Annotated in this window: 29 protein-coding genes; 11 read left to right on the top strand and 18 right to left on the bottom strand. The window is 49.8% G+C overall.

Annotated features, from left to right (window positions below; genetic code table 11):
• Nucleotides 1-25: 25 nt before the first annotated feature.
• The 3 genes from pdxH to R3B84_14545 all read right to left on the bottom strand — a co-directional run bounded on the left by pdxH (nt 26) and on the right by R3B84_14545 (nt 4,303).
• Nucleotides 26-661, bottom strand: a complete 636-nt coding sequence (gene pdxH, locus R3B84_14555; protein ID MEZ6141789.1) for a pyridoxamine 5'-phosphate oxidase — start codon at nt 659-661, stop codon at nt 26-28.
• A 236-nt stretch (nt 662-897) separates the two neighbouring features.
• Nucleotides 898-2,859, bottom strand: coding sequence for an FG-GAP-like repeat-containing protein (locus R3B84_14550; protein ID MEZ6141788.1), 1,962 nt, complete (start codon nt 2,857-2,859; stop codon nt 898-900).
• Between the two features lie 31 nt (nt 2,860-2,890).
• Nucleotides 2,891-4,303 (bottom strand): DUF1501 domain-containing protein, encoded by a 1,413-nt coding sequence (locus R3B84_14545; GenBank protein MEZ6141787.1) that lies wholly within the window; start codon nt 4,301-4,303, stop codon nt 2,891-2,893.
• Between the two features lie 97 nt (nt 4,304-4,400).
• Between R3B84_14545 and R3B84_14540 the strand changes: the two genes are divergently transcribed.
• Complete coding sequence (locus tag R3B84_14540; GenBank protein ID MEZ6141786.1) at nt 4,401-4,973, top strand: hypothetical protein; 573 nt, start codon at nt 4,401-4,403, stop codon at nt 4,971-4,973.
• Here the strand turns inward: R3B84_14540 and R3B84_14535 are convergent.
• Nucleotides 4,927-5,814, bottom strand: coding sequence for a hypothetical protein (locus R3B84_14535; GenBank protein ID MEZ6141785.1), 888 nt, complete (start codon nt 5,812-5,814; stop codon nt 4,927-4,929). The genes R3B84_14540 and R3B84_14535 overlap by 47 nt on opposite strands.
• 171 nt (nt 5,815-5,985) lie before the next feature.
• On the opposite strand from R3B84_14535, the gene R3B84_14530 reads away from it, so the two are divergent.
• The 3 genes from R3B84_14530 to pyrF all read left to right on the top strand — a co-directional run bounded on the left by R3B84_14530 (nt 5,986) and on the right by pyrF (nt 8,119).
• Nucleotides 5,986-6,378, top strand: coding sequence for a hypothetical protein (locus tag R3B84_14530; protein ID MEZ6141784.1), 393 nt, complete (start codon nt 5,986-5,988; stop codon nt 6,376-6,378).
• 192 nt (nt 6,379-6,570) lie between these two features.
• A complete protein-coding gene (locus R3B84_14525; GenBank protein ID MEZ6141783.1) occupies nt 6,571-7,164 on the top strand; it encodes a hypothetical protein in 594 nt (197 codons plus the stop codon).
• A 49-nt stretch (nt 7,165-7,213) separates the two neighbouring features.
• The gene (gene pyrF, locus R3B84_14520) at nt 7,214-8,119 is read left to right on the top strand and encodes an orotidine-5'-phosphate decarboxylase (GenBank protein ID MEZ6141782.1); all 906 of its coding nucleotides are present in this window, start codon (nt 7,214-7,216) and stop codon (nt 8,117-8,119) included.
• Nucleotides 8,120-8,131: 12 nt separating this feature from the next.
• Here pyrF and R3B84_14515 read toward each other — a convergent pair whose 3' ends face one another.
• The 5 genes from R3B84_14515 to R3B84_14495 form a co-directional block, all read right to left on the bottom strand.
• On the bottom strand, nt 8,132-9,043 hold the full coding sequence (locus R3B84_14515) for an LCCL domain-containing protein (protein MEZ6141781.1): 912 nt from the start codon (nt 9,041-9,043) through the stop codon (nt 8,132-8,134).
• Nucleotides 9,044-9,191: 148 nt separating this feature from the next.
• Complete coding sequence (locus R3B84_14510) at nt 9,192-9,494, bottom strand: hypothetical protein (GenBank protein ID MEZ6141780.1); 303 nt, start codon at nt 9,492-9,494, stop codon at nt 9,192-9,194.
• A gap of 77 nt (nt 9,495-9,571) precedes the next feature.
• Nucleotides 9,572-9,934, bottom strand: coding sequence for a hypothetical protein (locus R3B84_14505; protein ID MEZ6141779.1), 363 nt, complete (start codon nt 9,932-9,934; stop codon nt 9,572-9,574).
• A gap of 250 nt (nt 9,935-10,184) precedes the next feature.
• Nucleotides 10,185-10,700 carry a dual specificity protein phosphatase gene (locus R3B84_14500; GenBank protein ID MEZ6141778.1) on the bottom strand — a complete coding sequence of 172 codons (516 nt, stop codon included), beginning with the start codon at nt 10,698-10,700 and terminating at the stop codon, nt 10,185-10,187.
• A gap of 43 nt (nt 10,701-10,743) precedes the next feature.
• Nucleotides 10,744-12,111 carry a DUF4832 domain-containing protein gene (locus R3B84_14495; GenBank protein ID MEZ6141777.1) on the bottom strand — a complete coding sequence of 456 codons (1,368 nt, stop codon included), beginning with the start codon at nt 12,109-12,111 and terminating at the stop codon, nt 10,744-10,746.
• Between the two features lie 174 nt (nt 12,112-12,285).
• Between R3B84_14495 and nagB the strand changes: the two genes are divergently transcribed.
• The 6 genes from nagB (at nt 12,286) to R3B84_14465 (ending at nt 19,801) form a co-directional block, all read left to right on the top strand.
• On the top strand, nt 12,286-14,205 hold the full coding sequence (nagB, locus tag R3B84_14490; GenBank protein MEZ6141776.1) for a glucosamine-6-phosphate deaminase: 1,920 nt from the start codon (nt 12,286-12,288) through the stop codon (nt 14,203-14,205).
• Nucleotides 14,206-14,331: 126 nt separating this feature from the next.
• Entirely contained in the window at nt 14,332-14,796 is a 465-nt protein-coding gene (locus R3B84_14485; GenBank protein ID MEZ6141775.1) for a DUF2203 family protein, read from the top strand.
• 208 nt (nt 14,797-15,004) lie between these two features.
• Nucleotides 15,005-16,018 (top strand): hypothetical protein, encoded by a 1,014-nt coding sequence (locus tag R3B84_14480; protein ID MEZ6141774.1) that lies wholly within the window; start codon nt 15,005-15,007, stop codon nt 16,016-16,018.
• Between the two features lie 168 nt (nt 16,019-16,186).
• Entirely contained in the window at nt 16,187-17,377 is a 1,191-nt protein-coding gene (locus R3B84_14475) for a DUF1080 domain-containing protein (GenBank protein MEZ6141773.1), read from the top strand.
• Nucleotides 17,378-17,655: 278 nt separating this feature from the next.
• A complete protein-coding gene (locus R3B84_14470) occupies nt 17,656-19,098 on the top strand; it encodes a hypothetical protein (GenBank protein ID MEZ6141772.1) in 1,443 nt (480 codons plus the stop codon).
• A 430-nt stretch (nt 19,099-19,528) separates the two neighbouring features.
• Complete coding sequence (locus tag R3B84_14465; GenBank protein MEZ6141771.1) at nt 19,529-19,801, top strand: redoxin family protein; 273 nt, start codon at nt 19,529-19,531, stop codon at nt 19,799-19,801.
• 85 nt (nt 19,802-19,886) lie between these two features.
• On the opposite strand, the gene R3B84_14460 is transcribed toward R3B84_14465, so the two are convergent.
• A complete protein-coding gene (locus tag R3B84_14460) occupies nt 19,887-20,714 on the bottom strand; it encodes a sugar phosphate isomerase/epimerase family protein (GenBank protein MEZ6141770.1) in 828 nt (275 codons plus the stop codon).
• A gap of 167 nt (nt 20,715-20,881) precedes the next feature.
• On the opposite strand from R3B84_14460, the gene R3B84_14455 reads away from it, so the two are divergent.
• Nucleotides 20,882-21,514 carry a hypothetical protein gene (locus R3B84_14455; protein ID MEZ6141769.1) on the top strand — a complete coding sequence of 211 codons (633 nt, stop codon included), beginning with the start codon at nt 20,882-20,884 and terminating at the stop codon, nt 21,512-21,514.
• Nucleotides 21,515-21,574: 60 nt separating this feature from the next.
• Here R3B84_14455 and R3B84_14450 read toward each other — a convergent pair whose 3' ends face one another.
• The 8 genes from R3B84_14450 to R3B84_14415 all read right to left on the bottom strand — a co-directional run bounded on the left by R3B84_14450 (nt 21,575) and on the right by R3B84_14415 (nt 26,120).
• Nucleotides 21,575-22,456: an SMP-30/gluconolactonase/LRE family protein gene (locus tag R3B84_14450; protein ID MEZ6141768.1), complete on the bottom strand. Its 882-nt coding sequence runs from the start codon at nt 22,454-22,456 to the stop codon at nt 21,575-21,577.
• 36 nt (nt 22,457-22,492) lie between these two features.
• Nucleotides 22,493-22,861, bottom strand: coding sequence for a hypothetical protein (locus tag R3B84_14445; protein MEZ6141767.1), 369 nt, complete (start codon nt 22,859-22,861; stop codon nt 22,493-22,495).
• A 412-nt stretch (nt 22,862-23,273) separates the two neighbouring features.
• Nucleotides 23,274-24,029, bottom strand: a complete 756-nt coding sequence (locus tag R3B84_14440; GenBank protein MEZ6141766.1) for a sulfatase-like hydrolase/transferase — start codon at nt 24,027-24,029, stop codon at nt 23,274-23,276.
• Nucleotides 24,022-24,969, bottom strand: a complete 948-nt coding sequence (locus R3B84_14435; GenBank protein ID MEZ6141765.1) for a sulfatase-like hydrolase/transferase — start codon at nt 24,967-24,969, stop codon at nt 24,022-24,024. The genes R3B84_14440 and R3B84_14435 overlap by 8 nt, the downstream gene beginning before the upstream one ends.
• Nucleotides 24,970-24,991: 22 nt before the next feature.
• Nucleotides 24,992-25,117, bottom strand: coding sequence for a hypothetical protein (locus R3B84_14430; GenBank protein MEZ6141764.1), 126 nt, complete (start codon nt 25,115-25,117; stop codon nt 24,992-24,994).
• Nucleotides 25,118-25,175: 58 nt separating this feature from the next.
• Nucleotides 25,176-25,682: a transposase gene (locus R3B84_14425; GenBank protein ID MEZ6141763.1), complete on the bottom strand. Its 507-nt coding sequence runs from the start codon at nt 25,680-25,682 to the stop codon at nt 25,176-25,178.
• Nucleotides 25,663-25,935, bottom strand: coding sequence for a helix-turn-helix domain-containing protein (locus tag R3B84_14420; GenBank protein MEZ6141762.1), 273 nt, complete (start codon nt 25,933-25,935; stop codon nt 25,663-25,665). Before R3B84_14420 ends, R3B84_14425 begins: the two co-directional genes overlap by 20 nt.
• Nucleotides 25,842-26,120: a hypothetical protein gene (locus R3B84_14415; GenBank protein ID MEZ6141761.1), complete on the bottom strand. Its 279-nt coding sequence runs from the start codon at nt 26,118-26,120 to the stop codon at nt 25,842-25,844. Before R3B84_14415 ends, R3B84_14420 begins: the two co-directional genes overlap by 94 nt.
• Nucleotides 26,121-26,150: the final 30 nt, after the last annotated feature.

Below are 26,150 nucleotides of genomic sequence, written 5' to 3'. Positions count from 1 at the left end.
TGCTGAACTAAATTGCTTGAAACACTCATGGGGATAGCCGCAGTCGGTGCCAACTACCTGCCTGCCATTGATAAACGATGCGGTCGTGCAGGCGGCTTGGTCTTCCCTGCCAGAATTCAAACATCACTGGCTGCAGGATATACCCACCCCAATGTGGGGGGCGGGGAATTTCCTGCCCCGCGTAACGACGGTCGAATTCTTCCTGGCGTGCGGCCAGTTCCTCTCTGGTTGTTAACACTTCGCTTTGCTGAGATGCCCACGCACCCAGCCTGCTGTTGCGTGGCCTGCTGTGGTAGTATTCGTCCGATTCCTCTTCCGAAACCTTTACCACAGTGCCTTCGATACGCACCTGGCGTTCCAGTTCTGGCCAAAAAAATACCAGTGCGGCATGGGGATTACCCGCAAGTTCTAAACCTTTACGGCTGAGATAGTTCGTGAAGAACTTCAGCCCACGCACATCGTATCCTTTCAACAACACGATCCTGGCGGATGGCTGCCCACTTTCGTTGACTGTGGCCAACGTCATTGCGTTAGGCTCTGGCACATTCGCAGCAAGTGACTGATTAAACCACTGATCGAACTGGGCAAATGGGCTTTCCAGCACGCTGTCTTCGGTCAGTTCCTGCTGGGTATATTCTTTGCGAATGTCTGCAACGGTCATCGTCGTATCTCTTCGGTAGTCCCATAATCAACACCAAACAACAAATTTGGTGCTACAGTGACAGTGAAACTGCTTTCACTTAATATAATATATCCTTGTCATAGATTTTCAGGCAAATTTTTCGTGAAAATTAGAAACAGTTTTCGGATATAAGTTATTGTCAGATAAGAATTTAAAAAATTTTCTACTTTTTTGCAAAATAGCGATCACCCCTACTGCCCAGATGCCTTTTACAGTTACTTTTTTCGCGGGTTCTTCAGTAAGTACAAGCGTCCATCTTCAGCGCCTCCCAGAAAGTCCGGGATGCCATTATTGTCAAAATCTACCACTGCGGGGCTGACATCGTGGCCTTCAATATTCTGTTTGGCCAACGTAACTGGTTTTGCGAAGTGCCATTTACCTTCTTTGACGCCCATGCCACGATACCAGTCGGCGTTGGCGGAATTCACCAACAGGTCGAAGGTGCCATCGCCATCCCAATCGGTCACGCACCACTTGCGTCTGCCACTACCACCTGCCGTGCGGCTGTTCAAACGAAGTGGTTGGCTGTTCTCATCCACAAACACACGTTTGGGTGGCAGAAGAATCCGTTTGCCACCTTGCATTTTTCGCTCGAACAGTGCAAGGTAGCCTTCTGTATCCAGCACGGCCAGATCGGGTAATTGATCTCCATTGAAATCGTACACCACAGGTGTCGTACGCCATTGGGTTAACAATTCATTGCCGTGTGGTTTTCGCCATCCCCACTGCAGGTGGGGAGCTTCATGTTGCCATGCGACCGTAACTGCTTGCGGTGCAGAGAGTTGTGGCGAACCCAACTTACCGACATTCTTCAGCCAGACAATATTGCCCAGAATGCTGTTGAGAATAATATCCGGTAAGCCGTCTCCATCCCAGTCGGCCACAGAAAATGTGGTGTAGCCCCACTTGGCTTCGGCAGGTCCCTGAATGCTGCCATTCGGACCAGCTATCACACGAAATGGTTTGCCATTCACTTCCAGGCGTTTCGGTGCGGCCCAGTTGGGCAAGGAACTGTCTTTATCAATAACCAGGTTCTCAAAAAATTCGATGTAACCAGCAGTATTGCCGCACAGAATATCCTGATCGCCATCGTTATCCCAGTCGAATGCCACTGGTGTGGCCAGTGCCCCACATTTCAAGGTGTCGGCCACCTGTTGAAAATAGACAGGCTGTTCGAAGATGGGGGTGTTGTCTGGGTGTAGTTTTCCAGTGTGCCGAATCCAGGCAACTCGACCGTCTTCGTCTCCCACAATCAGGTCGATGTGGGAATCGCGGTCCCAGTCAAAAGCAATGGGCACAATCATCTGTAAGTCCATGGCAATAAGCAACTTGCGCTGATCAGTCAGACGCTCACCAGCAGCATATTTGGGCTCTGTGCGGGTGCCAATGTTCTGAAAATAGGTCAACCGATCCAGAAATTCTCCGCACAGCAAATCGAGGTCGCCATCACCGTCGAAATCAGCAAAGTTCGGGCTTGGGCAACCGTACGTATCGATCGGTTTGCCACCCGCCAGCAATTTCAGCGGTGCTGCATACTTCGGCTGCTCGTTACTTCCCATGTTACGGTGGATGAATACAAAACCGTGCAAAGGACCATTCTGCCAGCCCCCTTTTGCGTCATATGCATTGTCCCAACCGTATTCGCTCCAATCTTCAATGCCAGTCACAATATCGAGCTTACCATCACCATCAAAATCAACCAGTCGCCATTGCCGGTGGCGAATTTTTGGCCCACGAGTCTGATCGGGTTTCAGGGGACGATTAAAATTTGCGGGTACACCCAGCGGGATGGATTCGCGGATACCTGTTTTCACAAAATTAGGGTGTTCTGTGCCCGGCGTGCAGACCCGCATGCCATCGGGAAGATAGCTGGGCATCACGTAGTGTTTTGTTGCACTCAGCTTGCGGGCAGGCTGAAATATGGGTCTGGGCTGCTTTTTCGTGTCACCAGTGGTATTTTCGAACAGCCAAACTCCGTTGGATGGTTTATCAGGGCAGGAAACAATCAGATCGTAGTCGCCATCATCATCCGCGTCACACGGCACGGGCCAGGCCCACAAACCCACGCCCAGGTCTACCACCAGAGTAGGATTGTTGTACGGCAGTGGGACCAGCCGATCCTGGGCAGCACAAGCCTGACAGAACAGTAATACGGTAACGAATGAGAATTTATTCATGATCGAGAGAGGATAATCAGGGTGTGAATAACTAGCCGAGGATAGGCAGGTAAGCTTCCCCTTCATTCAAGGTAGGGCGTTCCGGTCGTCCCTTATACTTGTAGACAAGCTCCATGTTGTCAATGCCCATCATGTGGAGCACCGTGGCATGCAAATCGTGCACGTGTAGCCGTTTCTCGGTAGCATGCAGGCCCAGGTCGTCGGTGTTGCCAATTACTTGCCCACCTTTTACCCCACCACCGGCCATCCACATCGTAAAACCAGTCGGATTGTGGTCGCGACCATCACCTTTTTCGCTCATTGGTGTGCGGCCAAATTCCCCACCCCAGAAGACGAGGGTGCTCTCCAGTAAGCCTCGCCGTTTCAGGTCTTGCAGCAGTGCTGCCACGGGTTTGTCCATTGCTTTGCACAGCCCACCGTGGTTCGATTCCAGCTTACTGTGGGCGTCCCACTTACTGCCTGCACCATGATAAATCTGTACAAACCGCACCCCACGTTCTACCAGTCTGCGGGCAAGCAGGCAGTTTCGCCCCATCGCAGCAGTTTCTTTTTTCTCAATTCCGTAGAGAGAAATGGTTTCTTTGGTCTCTTTGCTCAGATCCACGGCTTCCGGTGCCTCTGCCTGCATGCGAAAAGCCAGTTCATAACTGTTGAGGCGGGCATCCAGTTCAGTCTGCTGTGGGAATTCCTGTGCAAATCGCTGATTCATCTGTTTCAACAGATCCAGCTTTCCACGCTGCTGGGCAGAAGTAACCCCTTCAGGAGTGTTCAGATTGGGAATAGGTTCCTGCCCACCTTGAATGCGGATTCCCTGATAAACGGCAGGCATGAAGCCCGCGCTCCAGTTGCGTGGGCCGTTCGTGACCTGCGATTGATTGTCCTGCATCACCACGAAGGCGGGCAGATTGGCGTTCTCGGTCCCCAGTCCGTATGTGGCCCAACTTCCCAACGATGGCCTGCCACCCAGAATCGAGCCCGTATTCATCTGGCAGACACCTGCCGAATGGTTAATCCCGTCTGCCACACAGGAACGAATTACCGCAATATCATCAACCATTTCTGCTGTGTGGGGCAATAATTCACTCACCCATGTGCCACATTTGCCGTGCTGCGTCCATTTTCTCGGACTGGCCAGCAGGGGAGCTTTCGTTTCCCCCATGGCAGTGATTACTTTGCCAAAACTATCTGGAAGCGGTTTGCCCGCCAATTTATTCAGCAGTGGTTTCGGGTCGAATGTGTCCAGATGGCTTGGCCCACCTTCCATGAAAAGGAAAATACACGCCTTAGCTGTGGGGCGATGGTGCGGCTTTTTGGGTGCCAGTGGATGTGCCTGACCTGCCACTTCCTGAGCAGTCATTTCCTGAGCCAACAGTGCGTTCAACGCCAGCAGTCCAAATCCATTTCCGGCAGAGCTTAACCATTGACGACGAGTTCCCCACAACATGCCCAACCTCCCACAGTGTCTGGAGTTATTACAATACCATCACTTGAAGTTATTTTACAGCAAATATTGTCCGAAATCCCATTTCTACAGGCGAGTAATGAGTAACGACGCGACAACACAGGAACGCAAAGCAGTCAGCACCACGTTGGAAGTGGAAAATTACATCGATATCTATCAGATTATTGCGGGCTGGATCCGTTTTGCCGATGCCAAAGCAGCCGCAGTTCTGACAGTTTCCGGTGCATTGGCTGGCTTGCTGATTCCTTCGCTCAATGGGTATTTAAAATCTGTTGCCGATCCTAAACCAGTTCAGTTCTACGTGGCAATTTTCTGCTTTTTTGCGTGGTTGCTGGTGATGCTTTACTCCTCGATTCTGGCTTTTCTGTGCATCATTCCTTTTCGCCGCAAAGGCGTTCATCCCGCGCTGAGCCATTGCAAACATTTTCACCCCGCATCGATCAGTGTGCACTACCCACTCGATGATCCTGAGAAATTTGCTAATGCGTGCGACCAACTGACCATGCAGGAATTGAAATTTGAAGTAACCTCAGGGATATTAGTTGATTCTCATATTTCATCTGCGAAGTATCAACGAGTTACGAAATCAATCAAAGTGCTTGGCCTCAGTTCGGTGCTGGCGTTGGTTTACCTGGTGTTGATTCAATTCTGATGCGGGAACCAAATACTGGCCATTCCTGGCTACCTGGGAATACCGCGTTATAGCGTGGTTTTACCATCGCTGGGTCCAGGATTTCAGGTCCCGTCCGCATTGTATCGTAGGTGCTTTGTGAAACGGGAAAGGCAGTGATCAGTTTTGGCAGTTGGTCAGTGGCTGGTTGCTGAATGGCATAGATCAACCAGGCCCCTCCAGCGGGAAACGGAACCAGGTCGGTGATGCAACGTAACTGGCAGAAACGGCCATGTTTGTCCCGCACACGGGCAGATTCTACAATTCTTGTTAAGTGCATGTTTTGTATGGAGATACGTTGAATCAACGGATCGGCTGTGGTGCGGATTTGCAGCACCTCATGTGATAATTCTGGCTCATCTCGAAGGATGATCCTTAACAGGAGACTGGTCACATTTCCCAACAACGTCCCATGCTCTGGTTCCGCACAGACCACTGCGTGGGGGAAACCAAATAAGTCGTCGATGCTGTCCAGAAACCACCGATTTCGCTTATAACCATACTCAGTGAGCAGCGAGCTCAACAGATAGCCATACGTGTGCTGCAAACCAGCAGGTACCCCCACCTGATCCAGTGGAACATCGGCAATTTCTGCCAGCACACTCAAGATTGCCGGGGCGACAATTTCTTTTCCGGCCAACTCATCTTCGTTTGCTGCGAGGCCCCAGAATGAGTGAAGGCCTGGGTCCTGACGATCCCACAACAACTGAGCGTAAATTTGCGGCACCATCCCAGCAAGGCGGGCTGCTGTCGGCACACCTTTTTCTAATTGTAGAGCTGCCTCATGCAACTGCTCCGGTGTTAACTGGCCATCTTTCCCCACAGTATTATTTACTTCCTCGCATAACGATGGTGTTGCGTTTTACGTAATTGTTATAACTTAAACATTATGATTGTGCATTCATGGTTAAGCACAAATTTTTTTAACATCATTCCGTTTGAGACACTACGTTTCATTAATGGTTTTTTGACTCGATTACAGGGAGAATAAGACATGGCCGATTTTCGCAAATTAGTGATTGACCTGGTAGTGGCAGACGGTGTGATTGAAGCAGACGAGATCAAGCTGATCAAAAAGTCGCTGTATGCAGACAAAATGCTGACTCGCGATGAAGTGGCGTTTTTGACCGATCTGCGTGCGGTTGCAGCTCGTAAGAAAATCGACCTGACTGCATTCGACAAATTCTATTTGCAGGCGATTCACGACAACATTCTGGGCAACGGAATCATTTCCAAAGAAGAAGCCTCGCTTGCACAGGAACTGGTGGTCAAGCCAAAGCATTTCGCAGAAGTCGCACTGAAATTTTTGCAGAATCTGAAGAAAAAAGCGACCAAAGTGGCACCTGAGTTTGATGCCCTGCTGGAAAAGCTCACTCCGAAGAAATAATCTGCCCGATGTGGCTAAATGCAATCGCCCGCCCTTTCACATGTCGTGGACTGGCTGCAATTCACAGGATTTGTTCGAACAATTTTGCCCCACATTCAATCGATTGCTGAATCAGAAGTTTCTAGCCAGCGAACCGAAATCGTGTATCATAACGTAGTTAATTTGGTTCATAATGTGCTTAGGGAGCTGTTCATGCTGCGATTGTTCTTCACCTGTTCCGTGCTGCTGATCGGAACCTCGGCGCTGGTTGCCCAGGGTTCTGCGGATACACCTGTCACCAATCCGTACTATCCTCTGAAAGAAGGATCTGTATGGAAATACCAGGTTGCTGGCGGGCCGGTGGAAGTGAAAGTTGCTGGAAAAGAGACAGTGAAAGGTGTTTCCTGCCTGAAACTGGTTACCAGCATGGGTGGGAAAGACGCTGCCACTGAATTGGTTGCTGTTACTGCAGAAGGTGTGATGCGTTACTCAGTAAATGGCGTGACTCCCGATCAGCCGATCCTTTTCCTGAAAGCGGGTGCCAAAAAGGGCGATACCTGGCAAGTGAAAAGCACCGCACAAAAGCAAGAGATTGAAGGCACATTCACCGTTGATGAAGAAAAAGTGAAAATTGGCGACAAGGAATACGAAACCCTGCACGTCACTGGCAAAGATATGAAGATTGGCAGCTCCAAGACCACGGTGGATTACTGGTTTGCCAAAGACGTTGGTATTGTCAAGCTCCGCTTTACCCTGGGCACCCAGGAAGCAGTGCTGGAATTGATTGAATACAAAGCTGGCAAGTAATCAAATTTTGTAATTTCGTAACACCGCCCACCCATTTTGTGAAAAATTCATGAGTTTTGGTGATCGTCTTGCAGGTGCGGTGTTGGCAAAACGCACCCCACTATGTGTTGGGCTGGACCCCCGCTGGGAATCACTTCCGGTTTCTTTCACTAAATCCTTACAAGAAAAGAACTTAGCTGAAATTTCGCACCGAGTTTCTCAATTCTGCAAAAAAGTGATTGATCTGGTGGCACCCCATGTGGGTGTGGTGAAACCACAAAGTGCCTTTTTTGAACTACTCGGCCCCGCTGGATTTGCCGCACAGCAGCAAGTTATAGATTACGCACGTGCTGCGGGATTAATTGTGATTCTGGATGCCAAACGTGGGGACATTGCCAGCACCGCAACGGCCTATGGCGAAGCCACTTTTACCGGCATGATGCTTGAAGGGAATCAGCTACCGGTTTGGCAGGCAGATGCTCTAACCGTAAATCCTTATCTGGGTGAGGATGCGGTGGAACCCTTTGTCAGTACCGCACAGGCTGCTGGTGGTGGGTTGTTTATTCTGGTGCGGACAAGCAATCCAGGTTCCCACCTGTTTCAATCCTTGATCGCAGACGGAAAACCGCTCTATGTTCATGTGGCAGAAGCAGTTGCGAGATGGAACGCCCCCACTGTCGGTGCTCGTTCGCTTGGCTCCATCGGTGCCGTTGTCGGTGCAACACACCCCACGGAATTGGCAGAATTACGACAGCTGCTCCCCCAGGTCTGGTTTTTGGTGCCTGGCTATGGTGCCCAGGGTGGTAAATCTGAAGATTTAATGAGTGCCTTTCGGTCAGACCACCTGGGGGCGATTATTAACAGTTCGCGTGGGATCACTTTTCCTTACCACCCGGAAGACCCACAGTGGGAAGAGAAAATTGTAACAGCTACCGTAAAGGCCAATGCGGAACTTCGGGCCGCTGCAGGGTTTTGAGTTTTTCAACAGTTACTTAACGAATCGGTAGGCCCCTGGATAGCTCTGGTAAGGACTGGACACAATCCGATTGCGTTCTGTGCCCTGAAAGTTTACCGAAGGGCCAAGAATAGCAACTTTGATAATTTTGGTCTGGCCAGGTTTGACCAATCCTGCATGCACCGCCGCACGTGCCAGGTCGGAATCCAACGTATAGAAATCGGTGCCCCACACGGAACCACCTTCCAACTTTCCGGTAACTTTAAAAACAAAAGTTTTGCCCACATGTTGCTGGTGCGTGGTAAGTGTTGTGGGTGCTGGTTCGGCAAGTTTCGCCAGGTTTTCTTCTTCTCGATTGCCGGTATCCAGTAAATCAACGAAATCCAGCTTTAAGGTCACTTCACCTAAAGCAATCGACTTGGCTTGGATGGTGTCTTTTTGCAGTACGCCCGCAATTTTCGAAGTTTTTGTGGTAACCACATCGTAAGGTGGTAATTGCTGACGCTCTTCAGGAATCAGATTTTCCATTTGAAACAGGATTTCTTCCGCACGTTTGGAAATTTCCCCATCTTCATGATTCAATGCAACCTTTAATGCTGGCAAACTTTTTTCCCGAAACTCTTTCAGGAGCTTACCAGCACCTTCCCGCGTTCGAAATTCCGCATTGCCAAGATCAGCAATCGCATTGGCAATAATTTTTTCTTCTGCTTCGCTAATCCGCAATCCTATTTTGATCGAAACCACGTCTTTCATAGGTATTTCGAGCATACCGTATTCTGTTTTCAGTTGCAGCTTTTCTTCCAGTATCTGAAAACGAACTTTGCTTTTATCAGTCAGTACCACATCAACAAGCTGGGGTGGTTTGCTGGTGAATGGACCTGCCGGCTGGGCACCCAGGGGAAATACGATCGCCACTAATGCCATGAAACTGAGTTGTTGCCACATCGTTCTGCATCCTGTTACTTGCCGAAGTTACGACTGAATGGTGCATGTGATTGTAGCAGTAACAGGGATTGTCTGGTGTAACAAATTGTAACAGTGGCACCAAAAGCACTAACTGGCTTTGAGGAAAAGAGCTAGGAAAGTGCGATTATTAGAACATGGATCGAATTCCGAGAGTCAATGCAATCTGGATGCCAAGGTAGATACCCGCAGCAATTGCAGCTTCTTTTATTGTCATGCCGCAAGTGGCCATAATGGCAAATGTAGCACATATTGCCCCGACTGTGAGTCCAATAAAAAACAGTTCTGGTGGTAATAGGTAATTAATAATACTTGCCGGCAGGAGAGCGGCGAACACACAAATCAACATTTTTCCCCACCCTGGAAATTCGCCATCATCCATAAACGAGATGATCAATCCAAGAATTCCAGCGCCAATTATCAATGCCAACATTGAATTTCTCCTATTTCAATAAGTTTAGTATCGTTGCAAGATTCCCCGACTGCATCAATAGCAGCGATGAAAAGGGTTCAACCAAATATGGAGTAGACTGTTCCTAAGCCAAACAGCAACAACAGGATTACTGCGGCAATTTTGTTTTCCACTCCCCACGTTTTGAGAGTGCCATCCTTTCGCCGTTTTTTGTAATAAACCGGTCCTGTCAACACAACGAAACAAACGAAAATCAATCCACAAAAGGTGAACAGGCCCAACAAGGCAATAAAGGGAATCCCTGCACCGATGATCATTAATACGAGGTGGGCAACAATCAGTGCAGAACAATTGTCACTCTTTCGATACCACGGAACTTCCGAGTAGTGAGAAAACACAGGTTTTGCATGATAAGGTGGTTCGCCATCATCATAAGGATCGTGGCTTTCGAAATTGCTCATGTGGGGGTATCCTCTTGTTTGGTAAGAAGTTAGTGCCTGTAAGCACCCCACGACTTTCCACACATGTGCAATAAGACGTGGGCGATTCTGAAATGTGATTTGAGCCACATTTCTTTGTTTCAGTTGTAACAGAATCGTAATCAAGTGGCAACAAGGTGCTTCGGTGAATAGTTGGCTTATCAACTATTTATCTGGTAATATACTTTTCGTTAAGAATCTTGATTGGAAGCAAATTGGTTTCAGGGACCGCTTATTTCGAGAATATTGCCTGTTCCCACTCGAGAAGCAATTGCAAAAAGGCTGGATTTGGACGTAAACCAGGGCGTTTTGTACGCACCTGGGCGATTGCCTGATCGCGGGACCACTGATTGCGTGCCATCAAATAGGCCACTACCACCATACCACTGCGACTGACACCATTCATGCAATGGACGTACACAGTTCGCTTTGCCGCACGTTGATTTTTGATAAACTGCACCTGACCCCGTAGCCATTCCAAAGTGGGTGCGGGTGCTGCATCTCGGATTGGTTCCCACTGGTGGGCTTTCACTTGATATTGATCGGGTACCTCGCAGAGGTTCAGTACCGCTTCAGTATTCTCAGGTGGCTCTGCAACATACCCACCCAGCCAGAGACCATCTTCTATTTGAGAATAATTAGGAGGTTCCTGCGTCAATCTCTCCACAAGAAAATTAAACGCTACCAGAAGCGTCGAGATGAGGCCTAATGTGTAAACAGGCCAGTAACGCCGCCACTTTGTTCGCACGATACTCCCCCCGCTGTGATGAGCTGGAATCACTACCAAATGGCTATTTGATCTGAATGTTGTCCAGCAACAGCCAACCATCTAGTTGCTGCGTGCGATTTGCAAACCGCACAGGTTTCCCGCCTTTCATCGGGTTTGGTACTCGCAAAGCGAGCTTGTAGGTTCCTGCGTCGATTCCAGCAAGATCGAGCGTATTTTTCCAAACTCGCGTAGGCTCTGACGGCAACAAACCTGTTAGTTTGCCTGATGCAGGAAACAATTTGACTTCTTTCCCGTCGTGCAGCAAACCCCACTGCGCTCGCCAGTCGTAATAAAATGGTGCCACACCACGATTCACTATTTCTAATGAAACTTCGAGTGTGTTGTTGCTTACTTCGCTAATAGTGACCACTGGACAATAAAATTCGTAGCCCAGCCGCTGAACCTGTTTCAATGCTCTATCGATCCGTTCCTGGGGCTGATTTTTCCGAAACATCCCACTGTCCATTAACCAGGTAGCGTGGGTGGTTTCCACGCACTGGTGAAAGTTTTGAATCTTATTCGTACCAGGTAATTCATCAAAAACCTTGCCCCATGCTTCCGGTCGAATTTCCCCACCAATTGGTTTGGTTTTCCACTTCGATTCTGCTGCAGTGCCTGCTGCCTTCAAGGTGGTCATGTAGAACCACTCATCGCCTTTTTTTCCGGTATGGAGTGTTGCCCATGCGAATGAATCGTCGTGGTAGCCAAAATGGCGTTCTGCGTTCATTGCATACTGCGGATGGGTGGAACTTGCGGGATAGCGCAGCAGCACCGCAGTTGTACGAAATGCTTTCTCGTAGGCATCCATCACTTCTTTCTGTACTTCTTTACTGGCAAAGAGCTCTTCTTTGGGATAGGTGTGCCATTCCCCCCAAGCACCCAACAATCCTGCGGTCATAAATGCCAGGCGGGGGTCGCCATCGTATTTCCTGCCGAATGCTGCGATAAAATTCCGCAACGAACGGCGTAAATTCCTGTCTTCATAATCCGGTGTTTCCGATATGGTGCGGCCGTTGTCGGTGGTGTATTTGTGGAGTTTCAAACCGTCATCCAGCAGAAACTGGGGAATTGCTCCCGTTTTGTTTGGGTACTCCAAGTAGACCCGCACCACCGCCTGATGCCCACGGGAAGCAATGTCGTTCAGCATTTTCTCCAATGGTTTCCAATCGAACAGTTGATATCCGTGCACCAGATCGGAATACCGGATGTAGTTAAACTCCATACTGTGTGGGAAAAATTGTCGCCGATCACCTTGGTATGGCACTAACCCCTTCAACGGATTATCCACTGGTGCGGTGGCATATTCCAGTTCTGTGCGGGTTTCGCACAGTGCAAATTGGCAGCCCACAAAGTACAGGCATAGCCCACTGATCAGAATGATTCGACACATAATTGACACCCAACTTGAAGCCCATCTGAACAAGCGAAGGCTAAGAGAAGATCTTTGCTGTAACGTCATTTTATGGTGGGCGGCCTCCTTTTTCTCATTTCTCTCTCATTTATTCTGATTTCTCAGCGATAACCAAGTCAATCTGTACCTTCTGAAGAGAAATACCTCGAATGAATTGAACTCGGGCAACATCTGCGTAAAAAATCTGAAACAGAGAGGACATCGAGGTTCATGGCTGCAACGTTTATCCCGAATGCACGCATTCGGACGCAAGTATTCCGTACACCTGCCGAAGTTTCGCGGCATGCGGCACAATTGATCGAGCGGATCATCCGTGAAAAGTCTGCTGCGGGGCGTAGCACGGTGCTGGGGCTTGCCACTGGTTCAACACCTGTGCAACTCTATCGCGAACTGATTCGTCTCCATCGCGAAGAAGGTCTCGATTTTTCGAATGTGATCACGTTCAATCTGGATGAATATTTTCCGATGCAACCGGACGATCAGAACTCGTACCACCGGTTCATGTTTGAAAACTTGTTTAATCATATAAATATCAGGAAGCATAATATCCACATACCCGATGGGACCATTTCTCCTGGAGATGCCCCACGGTACTGCGATGAGTATGAAGCTGCCATCCGCACTGCAGGTGGGCTGGATGTGCAGGTGCTTGGTATCGGCAGAACGGGCCACATTGGCTTTAATGAACCTGGATCCTCCCGCAATAGCCGCACCCGACTGGTAACTCTGGATCGCGTCACACGGCGGGATGCTGCGAGTGCATTTTTTGGTGAAGAAAACGTCCCACTGCAGGCCATTACCATGGGGTGCGGCACCATTCTGGATGCCCGCCAGGTCATTTTGCTCGCTTTTGGCGAACATAAAGCTTCTGTGGTGCGAAAAGCACTGGAAGAACCGGAAACAGAAGCGATTGCCGCCAGTTTTCTACAAAGTCACCAGGACGCCCGCTTTTTGCTGGATGAACCTGCTGCCGCAGACCTGAGTTTCTTTCGCCGACCGTGGGAAGTGAGCAGTGTCGACTGGACCCCACCCATGATCACAAAAGCGGTGATCTGGCTGAGTCTGAAGGTGGGGAAATCTTTATTAAAACTTTCTGAGGATGATTTTCGCAACCACCACCTGTTTGAACTGATTCGTGAACATGGGCCCGCCGAAAAACTGGGAGAGCGGGTATTTAATGATCGTGAAAAGACGATCTGCCATCTTCCTGCAGGTGAAATTCGCAAAACCGTGCTGGTGTTCAGCCCCCACCCGGATGACGACGTCATCAGTATGGGTGGGACGATGATTCGTCTGCATGAACAGCACCACAAAGTGCATGTTGCATATATGACCAGCGGCAATGTTGCCGTTTTTGACCACGATGCCCGTCGTTTTGCCGACTTCGCTGCCTCTTTTAATGAGTTTTTCAACATTGGTGCGGAAGAAACCGCAAAAGTAATTGCGGGAATTCAGGATTTTCTGGATTCCAAGCTACCAGGGCAGAACGACAGCCCCGATGTGCTGAAAATCAAGTCTTTAATTCGCGAAACTGAAGCTCGCACGGCTGCACTGGCGTGTGGGATCCCACCGGAACAACTGGATTTTCTGGATTTGCGCTTCTATCGTACTGGTACGAAAGCAAAAATGCCGGTACAACCGGAAGATATTGACGACATTGTCGCCCTTTTGGAGCGTTTACAGCCAGCACAGATCTATGTTGCCGGTGAATTATCCGATCCACATGGTACCCATCGACTATGTGCGGAGGCAATTTACGAATCTGTCAGACGAGTTCGCCGCAAAGGCCAGCAATTTGAGGTATGGTTATATCGTGGTGCATGGGAAGAGTGGGAACCGCACCAGATTGAACGGGCAGTCCCACTGTCACCGGAAACGGTGGTGAAAAAGAAGGAGGCCATTTTCAGGCACCAATCGCAAAAAGACCGCGCTATGTTCCCAGGTGGTAGTGATAAACGGGAATTCTGGCAGCGGGCTGAAGAGCGAAACCGTGCTACGGCTCAATTGTACGACGCACTGGGCTTGCCAGAGTTTTACGCATTGGAGGCGTTTGTGTTGTGGAAAGACGACTAATAAGTTCGAACCTTCTTCGAATTTTCACTGTCTAATTTACTGACATTCCCACCGAACCATTAATCGGGTAATTTGGGGGTGCCGCAATAATAGAGGAAGAGAACAAACTTTCTCGGGAGGCTTATCATGAGCGATTCAAAACGTACTTTCGGTTCTGTAAAGAATGCGTCAAGGAATCAACAATCGGTCGATCTGACCACCGCTCAACAGATGCTTCCTTTGGTGCGCAGCATCGTACGCGATATTGTTGAAAAATCGGATGAACTGGAACGACTGCAGCCAGAACAAGCCCGATTGGAAAGCCACCGTCGCGAGCTGGAGTGGCAGGAAAGAGAACGCCGATACACCGTTAACGATCAGATATCCAGTATCGAATCGGAATACAAAAAGATTCTGGAAGAACTGAGATCTCTTGGGATTTCGCTGATTGATGCGAAAGTGGGCCGCGTGGCATTTCCCACAAAGATTCATGGGCGACCAGCGATGTTTACCTGGCAGCCAGACGAAGACAATGTCGGCTATTGGAATTATGAGGATGAAGAAACCCGGCATCCGATTCCCACGGAATGGCAAAGTAACAGCACCAAATAAGTGGGGCAGCCTCAATCCAGACTAAATTGATCGACTTTGTAAAGAATCCGGGTTGTAGCCCCATTTTGCCATTTGGCTGTCCTAATCTCCTGGTTACAGAAATTCTGTACCATTCGCAGCACTAAAACTGATCCGACTTTGCTGTATTTTTTTCTAAAATCACCTATTAAAATGCGGCATGGTGTTTCTTTGTTACGGACTATCAGGCATGTCCAACGATCAGGCAAGCGCTTTACAAGCTCTGGAAAACTACCGAAGTAAGATCCGTCATCGCTATGACAATGATCGCAAAGCTCTCGAGGAAGTGTTACGCCAGATCTTAGCTTCCAGAATTCCCAAAAAGGCCACCGCGCTGGTTGCCTCTCTCGGATACGATGAGGTGATTTTCAACTGGGATCAAGGCAGCAGATCGCCGAGCGTTCGATTTGTGGTGACAGCGGGGGCGATACCTTTCGAACCGACGGTGTTCGCAACGATGAACCTGTCGTTCGACAATTTCACTGAACTGAATTGTGTTGTGCTGACGGATCTTGTGATTGATGCCTGGGCTAACGCTGGTGGTTTCCAGGCAACCCGCCCATTAGTCGTGTGGCGGACTCTCGTCGATTCCAGCAATGTCGTGCCGGAAATCGTAATGTCGTTGCGAGAAACGATCTCTCGACTCACTGCAAAATGTGATGACAGCCAATCAAAGACCGGAGTGTCCTCGCCTGCTGCGGGTACATCGGTTCCAATTCGACCCGAAGATCTCGCTGCAAGCTTTAACGCAGAACCAAATGCAATGCGGGACTGGGCAGAATGGCTCGATACTACGGGCTTTTCTAAAGCGGCGACTCTGTTGCGGTGGCTGGAAGAGTTCCGCGATCAGCTTGCGTCTGCGGTTGCATTTTGGATCAGCAAGGGGCAAGGGCTTCTCATCTTTCGCGAACGGGCCGATACCTGGTGGAGTGTGGGCGAAGAAGAGAACTCAACGCCGGGCGACGGCAATCCAGATTCCGCGAATATCGGAGAACTCCTTGCAGCATGGGCAGATTTCTACCCTGCGTTCGAATGGTTTTGCCGCACCTTAGGATACACGCATGTTTTCGTACATGCAAAAACTGTCAAGGGTGGGGCAATCGAATCTGCCCACAATTACCACCTTGCTGGTGGAGAACATCTCATGCCGATTGAGCCGACAGCAATGATTACTGAAATTCATGCCACTGCAGCGACAAATTGAATCCGTTTGCGGCTTGTGTGAGAGTTTTTTAAGATTCTTGCTGGCACGTACCTTTTCATCCAGGCAATTCTTAAAACCGACTCCATTTTCTCCATCGATAGAAGATTTCGTGCTTTTTGCACTCTTTTGTGGGACAATAGCAGTTCAACAAATATCAGAGGATTCACCATGAGTGCAAAACCCAATTGGTGGGCATGTGCCGCACTGCTGTTCTGCGTGCCACTGGCGACTGCAGAAGACAAAGATGGCTTTGTTTCGATTTTTAACGGGAAAGATCTCAGTGGGTGGCACAATGTGAACTGCCACCCCAGTACTTTTTTTGTGAAAGACGGAAAAATTATCACCACAGGAAAGCCCACTGGCTTTCTGCGTTCATTAAAACATTATGAAAACTTCATTCTGGAAATGGAGTGGATGCACATTAACAAAGAAGAAGTGGGCAATTCCGGCCTGTTTATCTGGGGCGATCCGCTGCCCGCAATTGGTTCGCCTTATACCCGTGGCATTGAAGTTCAGGTGCTGGTGAATCTGGAAAAAGAGAATGCCTATACAAGCCACGGCGACATTTTCAGTATCTGGGGTGCGACGTGCGTGCCGGATCGTCCCCACCCGATGGGCTGGGCACGGTGCCTGCCCAGCGAACGTCGCTGCAAAGGTGGTGGTGAATGGAACCACTACCGTGTGGAAGCTATCAATGGCAGCGTCAAGCTTCATGTGAATGGCAAAGAGGTTTCTGGCGTAACGAAATCGAGCCCACGGAAAGGGTACATTGCACTGGAGTCGGAAGGTGCGGAATGTCACTTTCGCAATATTCGCATCAAAGAACTGCCCAGCACCCAGCCCAAAGCAACAGAAATTGCCGAACTGGCCAAAGATCACTTGCTGATGTTCAATGGCCTGGATATGACTGGCTGGGAATTTTCAAAAGAGCATGCAAAACAATGGTCGTACGGTGGTGGCAATTTGCGAACAAAAGCCACTGATCGGCCAATTCCGCTGACTTTTGAAACCCCACTTGCCAATGGTGAACTGCAGTTTGACTTCCGCTATCCAGAAGCGGGCAAAAAGACCGACTTTCAGATTTCTTACGGGTACGGCCCACCCATGGGGACTCTGACTGTTTCCCCCGATGGAAACATGTCGGCCAATACCAACCCTCCTCAGACACTGCAGGGGAAGATGGGTGCCAACTGGAATCGCCTGAAGTTAGTTCGTAAAGATCAATCTGTCGTGGTTCTGCTGAATAACACCTCGGCGGGCACCATCAAAGATTGGCGCCAGCTTTCAAAAGAAGGAAAGCTCTCCATCTCGTCGAAGGGTGCGATCCAGATTATGAACATGTATGCCACCCCGGAATAGTCGAATTTGCAGCTTTGTGACTGAAACCCGTTAATTGATATGCATCTGCCCGATTCCTAAGCCAGGAACAATTGTTCGCTCATTATTCTTTAATGAGTATTTGATGAATTGATCATTCTCCACTAACTCAGGTATTTTGGGTGCGACCGTACGGATTTTCAGTAAATTTTCCTGTTTTGTAACAGTCCGAATCGTGTATTCTGGTAGAGTTGTCGAAATTTGTAGAAAATACTTTGCCATAGTGGCGTATTCGCAAACCCCTGGTGGGAGATTTGGTTATGTTCCTGCGTGCTCGCTGGTTATACACACTTTGTTTAGGTCTGCTCGCGTTCAATCTGGCGGTTGCCCAGGTGGATGTGGAGGAAAAGGTTGAAGATAAGGAAGCTGCCAAGCTGAAAGGGCAGCTTTCCGGAACGAAATGGACCAGCATGGAAGGCACGGTGAATGGCCAGAAAATTCCCGCTGGTGTGCTGAAACTGGAATTCAACAAAGATGGCACCATGCGTTACCAGATTGTCGATATGGTATATACCGGCAAATACGAAGTGATTGATGGCAAGCAAGTTAAATGGAAGCTCGATCAGGAACTCGGTGGCAACAAAGAACACATTGAAAAACTGGCAATCAAAGGGAAAACCCTGACCGTCACCGATCAGGACGGCACCGCACTTGATTTTGAAATTGTGGGCAAGCCGAAAGTTGAACCGAAACAAGATCCCGAATTAAAAAGTGATAACAAGGGGTTGATCGAAGGTACGAAGTGGGTCAACCTAAAAGGTGAGATTAAAGGCACTCCCGTTGCAGCCGGTTTTATGAAGTTTGAATTCAACAAGGATGGCACACTGGTTTATACCCTGAACGGCAGGGCGTATGAGGGAAAATATGAATTGCTCCCAGGCAAGAAAGTAAAACTCATTACCAAAGAAAGCATTGGTGGTCGCCGGGAAAATATTGAAACAATTGTCATCAATGGCAACAAAATGACTGCTTCGGATACGAGTGGTGCTGGCTTGGAGTTTGAACAAATTGGTGGCAAGAACAAACCTGTCGTTAAAAAAACTACCAAAGAGTTGATTGCCGATACCAAATGGGCCAACATTGAAGGTGATGTGAAAGGTCAGAAGATTCAGGCCGGTCTGCTGAAGTTGGAATTCACCAAAGATGGCAAAATGGTTTACGATGTGGGTGGGAACCTGTATGAAGGAACCTACGAATTTCTAGAAGAAAACAAGGTGAAGTGGCTCTTTACAAAAGACCTTGGATCACGCAAGGATCACATCGAAGGGATGGAGATCAAAAATGGCAATCTGATTGTGACCGATTCCGATGGCACCAAACTGGAGTTCGCTCAGGTGAAAAAAGCAGCTCCCAAAGAAGAGCCAATGAAACAAGAGCCCAAGAAAGAAGCCAAAGGGAACAAAGAAAAACTCCCCGGCACCAAGTGGGCCAATATTGCCGGCAAAGTGAAAGGGCAGGATATTCCCGCTGGTTTGCTGAAACTGGAGTTCAACAAAGATGGTACCATGCTTTACGACATTGCCGGCGATGATTATCGTGGTAAGTACGAAATCATGGAAGACAACAAAGTGAAGTGGAAGCTCGAAAAAGAACTTGGTGGGCGCAAAGAGCACGTAGAAACATTAACTTTTGATGAGAAAGGTAACCTTGTGGTGAAAGATGCTGATGGCACCACGTTAACCTTCCGCCCAGATTCCGACTGATCCAGGCAACCTGTCACGCCCACGATGGGTGCGTTTCTCGCCTTTTCATCTTTTCTTCATTTTCATTTCCTGCAAATCGGTGGGAATGTTGATTTCCCCACTTGCCTATCCTGCACTGAATCGGAAAATTTGCTTTGGAATATCCCACTATACTAACGAGATTACAACTTAAGGATCGACATGCAAAAACGCGAAAGTGCGGTGACGTTTAAAGGCAATCCCATGACTCTGGTTGGCCCGGAAATCAAGGTGGGCGACGCTGCCCCCGATTTTTCCTGTGCCAATTCCGCAGTCAGCAAAGTGACACTGGCAGACCACGCCGGCGAAATAAAAGCTGTTCAGCGTGGTGCCATCGCTGGATACTCCTGTGGCTTGTACCCAGACCAAAATTCGAAGAAGCCCTGGCAGAACTTGGGCGCGATAAGGTGGCGTGTTACACGAATCAACCTCGATTTACCGTTCGCACAAGCGATTCTGTACCGAAGCGAACATTACCAATATGCAGACACTGTCCGATGCCACCAATCATTCCTTTGGCACCAGCTATGGCGTGCTGCTGGAAGGATTGGCTATCCCACTGTTGGCCCGTGCGGTTTTCGTGGTGGATAAATCGAACAAAGTGACTTACGTGGAATATGTCAGCGAAGTGACCAGCGAACCGGATTACGCACCGGCAGTTGCTGCACTGAAAGCTGCGGCGTAAGTCGTAGGGACATTCGTACGGATATCAGTGTTCCACGTGGAACATTTTCAATATTCGTACGAGCGTCAATGTTTTCTGCCTAAGATTATTGCAATTTCCCTGCCACCTGGTGCATATACTCCAGGCTTTTCTGGGCAATTGTTACCGGATCGGGCAGATAATTGAACACTTCGACCGATACCCATCCTGAATAATGAATATTTTTTAATGCTTGAAAGATGGGTAGGAAATCGGTGTCGCCAAATCCAGGCCCACGCATATTGGCATCGTTGGCATGGAAGTGCCGCATTTCCTGATGAAACTTTTCTAATATTTGTGGGATTGGCACCGCTTCGGAAGACATTGCTTTGACATCCAGGTGCAGCCGCACGTGGGGGTGATTGAGTTGGTCCATCATCGCCTTCCCTTCAGCAGCCGTCTGCAGAAAATCTGCTTCTGTGGGTGCCAGTGGCTCAATGCACAGATCCACCTTCGTTTCGTCCAGAAATGGCAGCACCTGTTGCAGGGTATCAAGTGCATAGGAGGTCGTCGAGGGAATATCGGCCCCGGGGGGAATCTTTCGCTGCATCGGCGAGCCCAGCACCAGAATATCCCCACCCAGATCGGCACAGGCACGTGCCAGTTCCCCCAGGTAAAGGGCAGTGCGTTGCCGAATAGCTGGATCGGGCGATGTCAGCATAAAACCTTCTGTTTTGGCCAGCAGCCAGTGCAGCCCAATGATTTTCAGATCGTTGGCTTCAGCCACCCGTCGTAATTCCTGACGCTGGCTGGTAGAAACCTCCGTAATATAGGGTGCGATGGTAAATGGGGCAATTTCCAGACCAGTATACCCGATTTCTCGCACGGTCTGGCAGACTTTTTCGTGCGGCCAATCCTGAAATGTTTCGTTACAAATGGCATATTTCCAGGTCATGGTGCAGTTCTCCCCAGGTGAAGTTTATGTTTGCAGGGTATTCTATCCAAAGCAGTTCAGACTCCCACCGTAGGTGAGAAACCAGCGATAACTCACATTGACCTTGACAAGAAACTCCTACTTTGCGATTGCACGTGATTCCATGCATGGATGCGGGGGAATGCAACATGGTGCCGTGGGTTCAGGGCGTATTTATTTCGGGCTTTAGCCTGCTGGCACTTTCTGGGTGCTTTCTGGCACGGCCGCTGATTGATAATCCAGCGTTTGTATCGGAATATTCGGCAAATCATTCCCACGAGAACCCGTGTCTGGTGCATGCCTGCGAAATATCCGAAGCCAGTTATAACGATGTATTTGATCGCGTGCTGGATGCGGTGGACGATTATTTTCCCATTCAATCTTCCAGTCGCTATGATCGTCGAATCGTTGCGGTGCCCACATTGGCCCCGGGTTACGAACAGCCCTGGCGACCTGGTTCACCCGATTTTCACGAACGAAAGCTCGCCACTTTGCAAACGATGCGACATCGGTGCGAAGTCCGCATTCTGAACGACAGCCCAGAGGGTTACCAGGTGCAGGTGATCGTGCACAAAGAATTAAAGGATATTCCGATACCTTCAGCACCATATTCAGCACCAAGTTCGTTTCAGGATGCAATCAGTGTCGACCGCACCCAGTTCACGGTGGTTGACCCGGGTTTTGGCACGACAGAGCAGGCTGATAGCGAACGCTGGATCGATTTAGGCCGTTCTATCCCACTGGAACAGGCAATTCTGAAAAAGATTCTGAAGCAGAAATAACGCCAGTTCATTGAATGACTGTTTTGCCACCCGGCAGATGGCCTTGAAGCATCCACTGAATCAGGGTGTTCCCGCGCCAGGGATATCAACCTCAACAACCTGAAAGGTCGCGCTCGCCTTTCGATGAATTTCTTCCGGGTCATGGGAGGCAGATGCAGAGATGAAAAGGTGTTTTCGATCTGGTCCGCCCAGCATCACCGCATAAGCGTGAGTATCGATCTTGATTCGATGGGTGATCTCCCCGCCTTCACAAACCCGTACAACACTGTCCTCGCCTTCGGGGTTGGCGCACCAAATTCCTCCTTCAGCGTCAAGACATATACCATCAGGACCGACAGATGGTGGCAATTGTGCCCATACGCGCCGATTACTCAGAGATCCGTCTTCCTGGATATCGAATGCTGTCAGTCGATGGCCGATTGTTTCTCCAACAATGAGCGTTCGTTCATCAGGTGTGATCACGATACCGTTCGGGAAGAAAAGGTTGTCCGCGACAACAGATGCTTGCCCCTGCGAGTCGATGAGGACCATGACACAGGTTTCAACTGGCTTAGCTGCCGGGTCCAAAAAATTGTAGCCGATATCCCCGACATACAAACGGCCTTTGCTATCCACAATCCCGTCACTCAAACAAAATTTGGTGATATTGCTGATGTCGGCGAATTCTTGCAGGGACCCCCCGGCTTCGGACCGGTAGATCTTTCGTTGAAAAGCATCCCCAACCACGATAGATCCTTCAGGAGTCATTCCAAAGGCATTCGGAATGAATGGTAGTTCCAGCGCTGTGGCTACCGATCCGGAAAGATCTACCGTTTTGATCCGTTTGTCGTGAATATCGATAAACCAATTTGTTCTGGAACCAGCGAGGACTCTCTGTAAACTTGAGACCCTTTGTCGTGTCGACCAGAGTTTTCGTAACGATTGCCATGATGTTCTCCACATTGTTTCTAGTGCTAGTTAATTTCAACGAAGTATTTGTCAGGATTTGGCCCGGTTAACAAAAACCAAAGTCAAGTCCGTAATCGCCCGAGTAACATGCCCCTTACCAGTAAGATCGTTGCAAAAGAGAAGTTCGCCTGCATGAAATCGCCGAGCTTCCCCATCGCTCGTGACTACCTCCCCTTCGCCGGACAGAACAATCACAACGTATGGTTGAGGAGCATTGTGGGCAGGTGCCTCAGTTCCAGCGCCGAACTGAATGACGCTCATTGTCGTCACGCTCCCTAAATCGCTCATTCGCCCCATGGGATTCGGAGGCGGGCCGACAGCGAGTTCTTTTTCGGGCAGATCCTGCAAGGCGAAACAAGTCTCACCTTGTTCATTTGTTTGGATAGTTGGAAATTTCATGTAAGCATTTACCTCGGTTTTGGTTTTCTCAATCTCTCAATAGATGTCAGAATTCAACTTCGCCCTCGATTTTTCTCATTTTAAACTGCGAAACAGCTATTACTCACATGCTGCTTCATCATTATGTATCAACTGTAAGTAGTGCCTGGATTATCTCTGCAATGCAACAATTGCCATGCGAATCTTACCGGCGAACTTGTTGTAGCGCTCCATGTAGTCTGGCCTTGACTACGCCCACCATATCGTCGTGCGTTATGCTCGATAAGGTACTCCGCTATCTTTTCCAGATTCACGAATAGAGCCTCATGCGTATTTGAATACTGCCATGGAATTGCCAGATTTCTGCCAGCAACACAGCTCAACAGGAATGGTGGTTCCAGTGCTCAGTTAATCATTTGCACCAAGCACCTTTTCAAGGATGGCTCCCAGCAAATGGGCCCCACTCGGTAACAATGACACCGTTCGTCTTGACATATTCTTCCCACAGTTTGAGGAGTGCAGATCGCTTTTCGGGATACTTTGCGGAAAGATCGTGCATCTCGGCTGGGTCTTCTTTCAAATTGAACAACTGCCAGGTGCCGGTTCCTCCAGCCCCTTTCAATAAATAGAGGAGTTTCCAGTCGCCCTGGCGGATCGCTCGATTGCCGAACAGTTCCCAGCCGAGCCAGTCAGAATCTGTGCGGGTCGCATTCTCCCAGCCGGTGAGCAGAGGCCACATCGACTTCCCCTGCATCGGTGCGACCAAGCCCCCTTTCTTCTTATCCGGGTGCTCGATACCAGCAGACTCCAGGAATGTAGGAGTAATATCCATCACGTGCAGAAGCGACTGATTAATGACTCCTGCGTGCTTCACACCAGGGCCACACACGATGAGGGGGGCACGAATGCCACCCTCGGAAACGACTCCTTTGAACAGGCGTAAGGGCACGCTGCTTACCTGTGCCCACGAGGGCCCGTATTCGGTGGCTGAACGTGGCTTGCCCCAGTTTTCCGGCCGGTTGTCGAATGTCTTATCGAACCAGTCTTTTGCCGTGGGGGCCAGTTTGGTCACCAGTTGGGCCATGTCCTCGCCTGCTGCCCCGTTGTCGGAAAGGAAGACAACTAGGGTATCGTCGTACTTTCCTGCTTTCTTCAGTTGGGCGATCAGCCGGCCGATTTGGTCATCCATATACTCGATCATGGGCGCGTAGAGTTCCATCTTGCGGGCAACCAAAGTCTGTTGGTCGTTCGTGAGCTTGTCCCAGGCGGGAATATTTGGCAAACGCGGAAACGTGACCACGTTTCTTGCCAACTATGCCAAGCTTCTTCTGCCGCTCCAGTCGCTCCGCCCGGATGGCGTCGTACCCCTTGTCGTACCGGCCCTTGTACTTGTCCCGCCACTCGGCCGGCACGGCCAGCGGGCCGTGAGGGGCCTGGTAGCCGAGGTAGGCGAAGAAAGGCTTCCCATCGCTGTTATTTTCATCGATGCATTCGATGATGAAATCAGTGAAGTACTTTGATGAGTAAAAATCGTCGGGTAGTTCTTCTAACAACTTCCCGTTGCGAGTGTAATGCACCTTGGGTTCCGAGGGGAGCAGTCCGAGCATGTCAGACCAATGGCTGCCAGCCCCTTCTAACAGCGCGAAATCACGATCAAATCCCCGCTTGGATGGCCACTGTTCGGGCTTTTCACCAAGGTGCCACTTGGCGGCCATCCAAGTTCGGTATCCCCCGTCCCGCAACAGGTCCGCAACTGTTTTGACGCGTGTGTTGAGGTGCCCTTCGTAGCCCGGCTTGCCCTGCTGCATCGGGCCGATCCACTCGGCCATGGTGCCGAGGCCAGCCACGTGGTTGTCCGCACCGGTGAGCAGCATCGCGCGAGTCGGGGAGCAGGTTGGTGAAACGTAAAAATTGGTTGCCCGTAATCCCTGTTTGGCTAAGGCATCAATGTTTGGTGTCTTGATCTCACTACCGTAACAGCCAAGGTCCGAATACCCCATATCGTCGGCAACGATGAGCAGAATGTTTGGTTTGCTTTTCGGTTCAACAGCTGATAAACTTGGACATGGCCCAAAAGCCAGTATAGTTGCCAGAGTTATGGCAGCCACCACTGCTCTTACCTTCAACATTAACGCGGCTCCTAGTGCTCTGTCACGACTTAATTGTCGGGTAAACCGATTTTAATTTCGTTCGTGCTTCGTCGATCTTCATTTGCCAGTCAACGCCACGCTGTGTGGTGTTGACATCGTTCGACCATGCCTCGGTTTCTTCACTCAAAGTGGCAACATCTTCAAAGCGACGGTCCGCGACACATTGGCGGGTTAACGAACTCAGTTCATTCTCTGCGATGTTCAGCCAACTTCCATGCTTGGGTGTAGCAGAATTCGATCCGTCGAACCAAGGTCCGCGCACGCGGGTTCAAACGCTTCATAGAACGCGCCCTGGTGTGGGTGTTGAGGTTGTCACACACCACGATCACTTTGGCACATGACGCATAGCGACCCTCCAACAACCGAGCCATTTCGATGGCCCAGTCAATCTTCGTCCTCCGTTCGCGAACGGAGACTTCACGCCAACCGACCAGCGGTTCGGTAAACATGAAGATAGCCGCCGTGCCCGCTCGTTCGTATTCGTAGTCAACCCGCTTGGCATGTTGGGCCGTGGCGGGAATAGGAACGCGTGTTTCTTTCAACAACTGCACCGGTTGTTCGTCCATGCACAGGACCGGCACGTTCGGATCGTACGGTTTTTCGTAGGTTTCCAGCACATCTTCCATATGGGCGACAAACTCGGCGTCCGCCTCCGGAGGAATCACCCAATATTCAATCTTCCGATTCGTCATGCCATTTTTTTAGCGTGCGTCGGACCGTTTCGTAGCTCACCGACTCCACGATTTCCAACTCCACGACCTTGCGTGCCAGCAACCGAAGCGTCCAGTTGTTGTAGCCTTTCGGAGGCGGCCCAAGCCGAGTCGCGATGATGCGGGCCTCTTGGTCGCCCGTCAATAGCTTATCCACGGGTGGTTGCTGACGTTTAGCTCGGTTGAGTGTTTCTTCAAATCCTTGCTCGACGAACCGCTGGCGAAGCCGTTCCACGGTTCTAGTCCGACACGAAAACGCCTCGGCAATACGCTCATCAGTCCAATTCGACCATCGGCATCTGCCTTCAGCAGAATCTGAGCACGTCGAACTTTCTGCCCGGTTCCCTTCAACTTCTTGACGACACTCTGAAGCTCGACTCGTTCTTGCTTTGTCAGTCGAATGATATACAACTTCCGCATGGCAACCTCCTTGTACCATGCAGTATTGCA

The organism is Zavarzinella sp. (assembly GCA_041399155.1).
In the GTDB taxonomy this organism is placed as follows: Bacteria; Planctomycetota; Planctomycetia; order Gemmatales; family Gemmataceae; genus JAWKTI01.
Note: the sequence above shows the minus strand (reverse complement) of the source record. Positions and strands in the feature narration are given on the sequence as shown.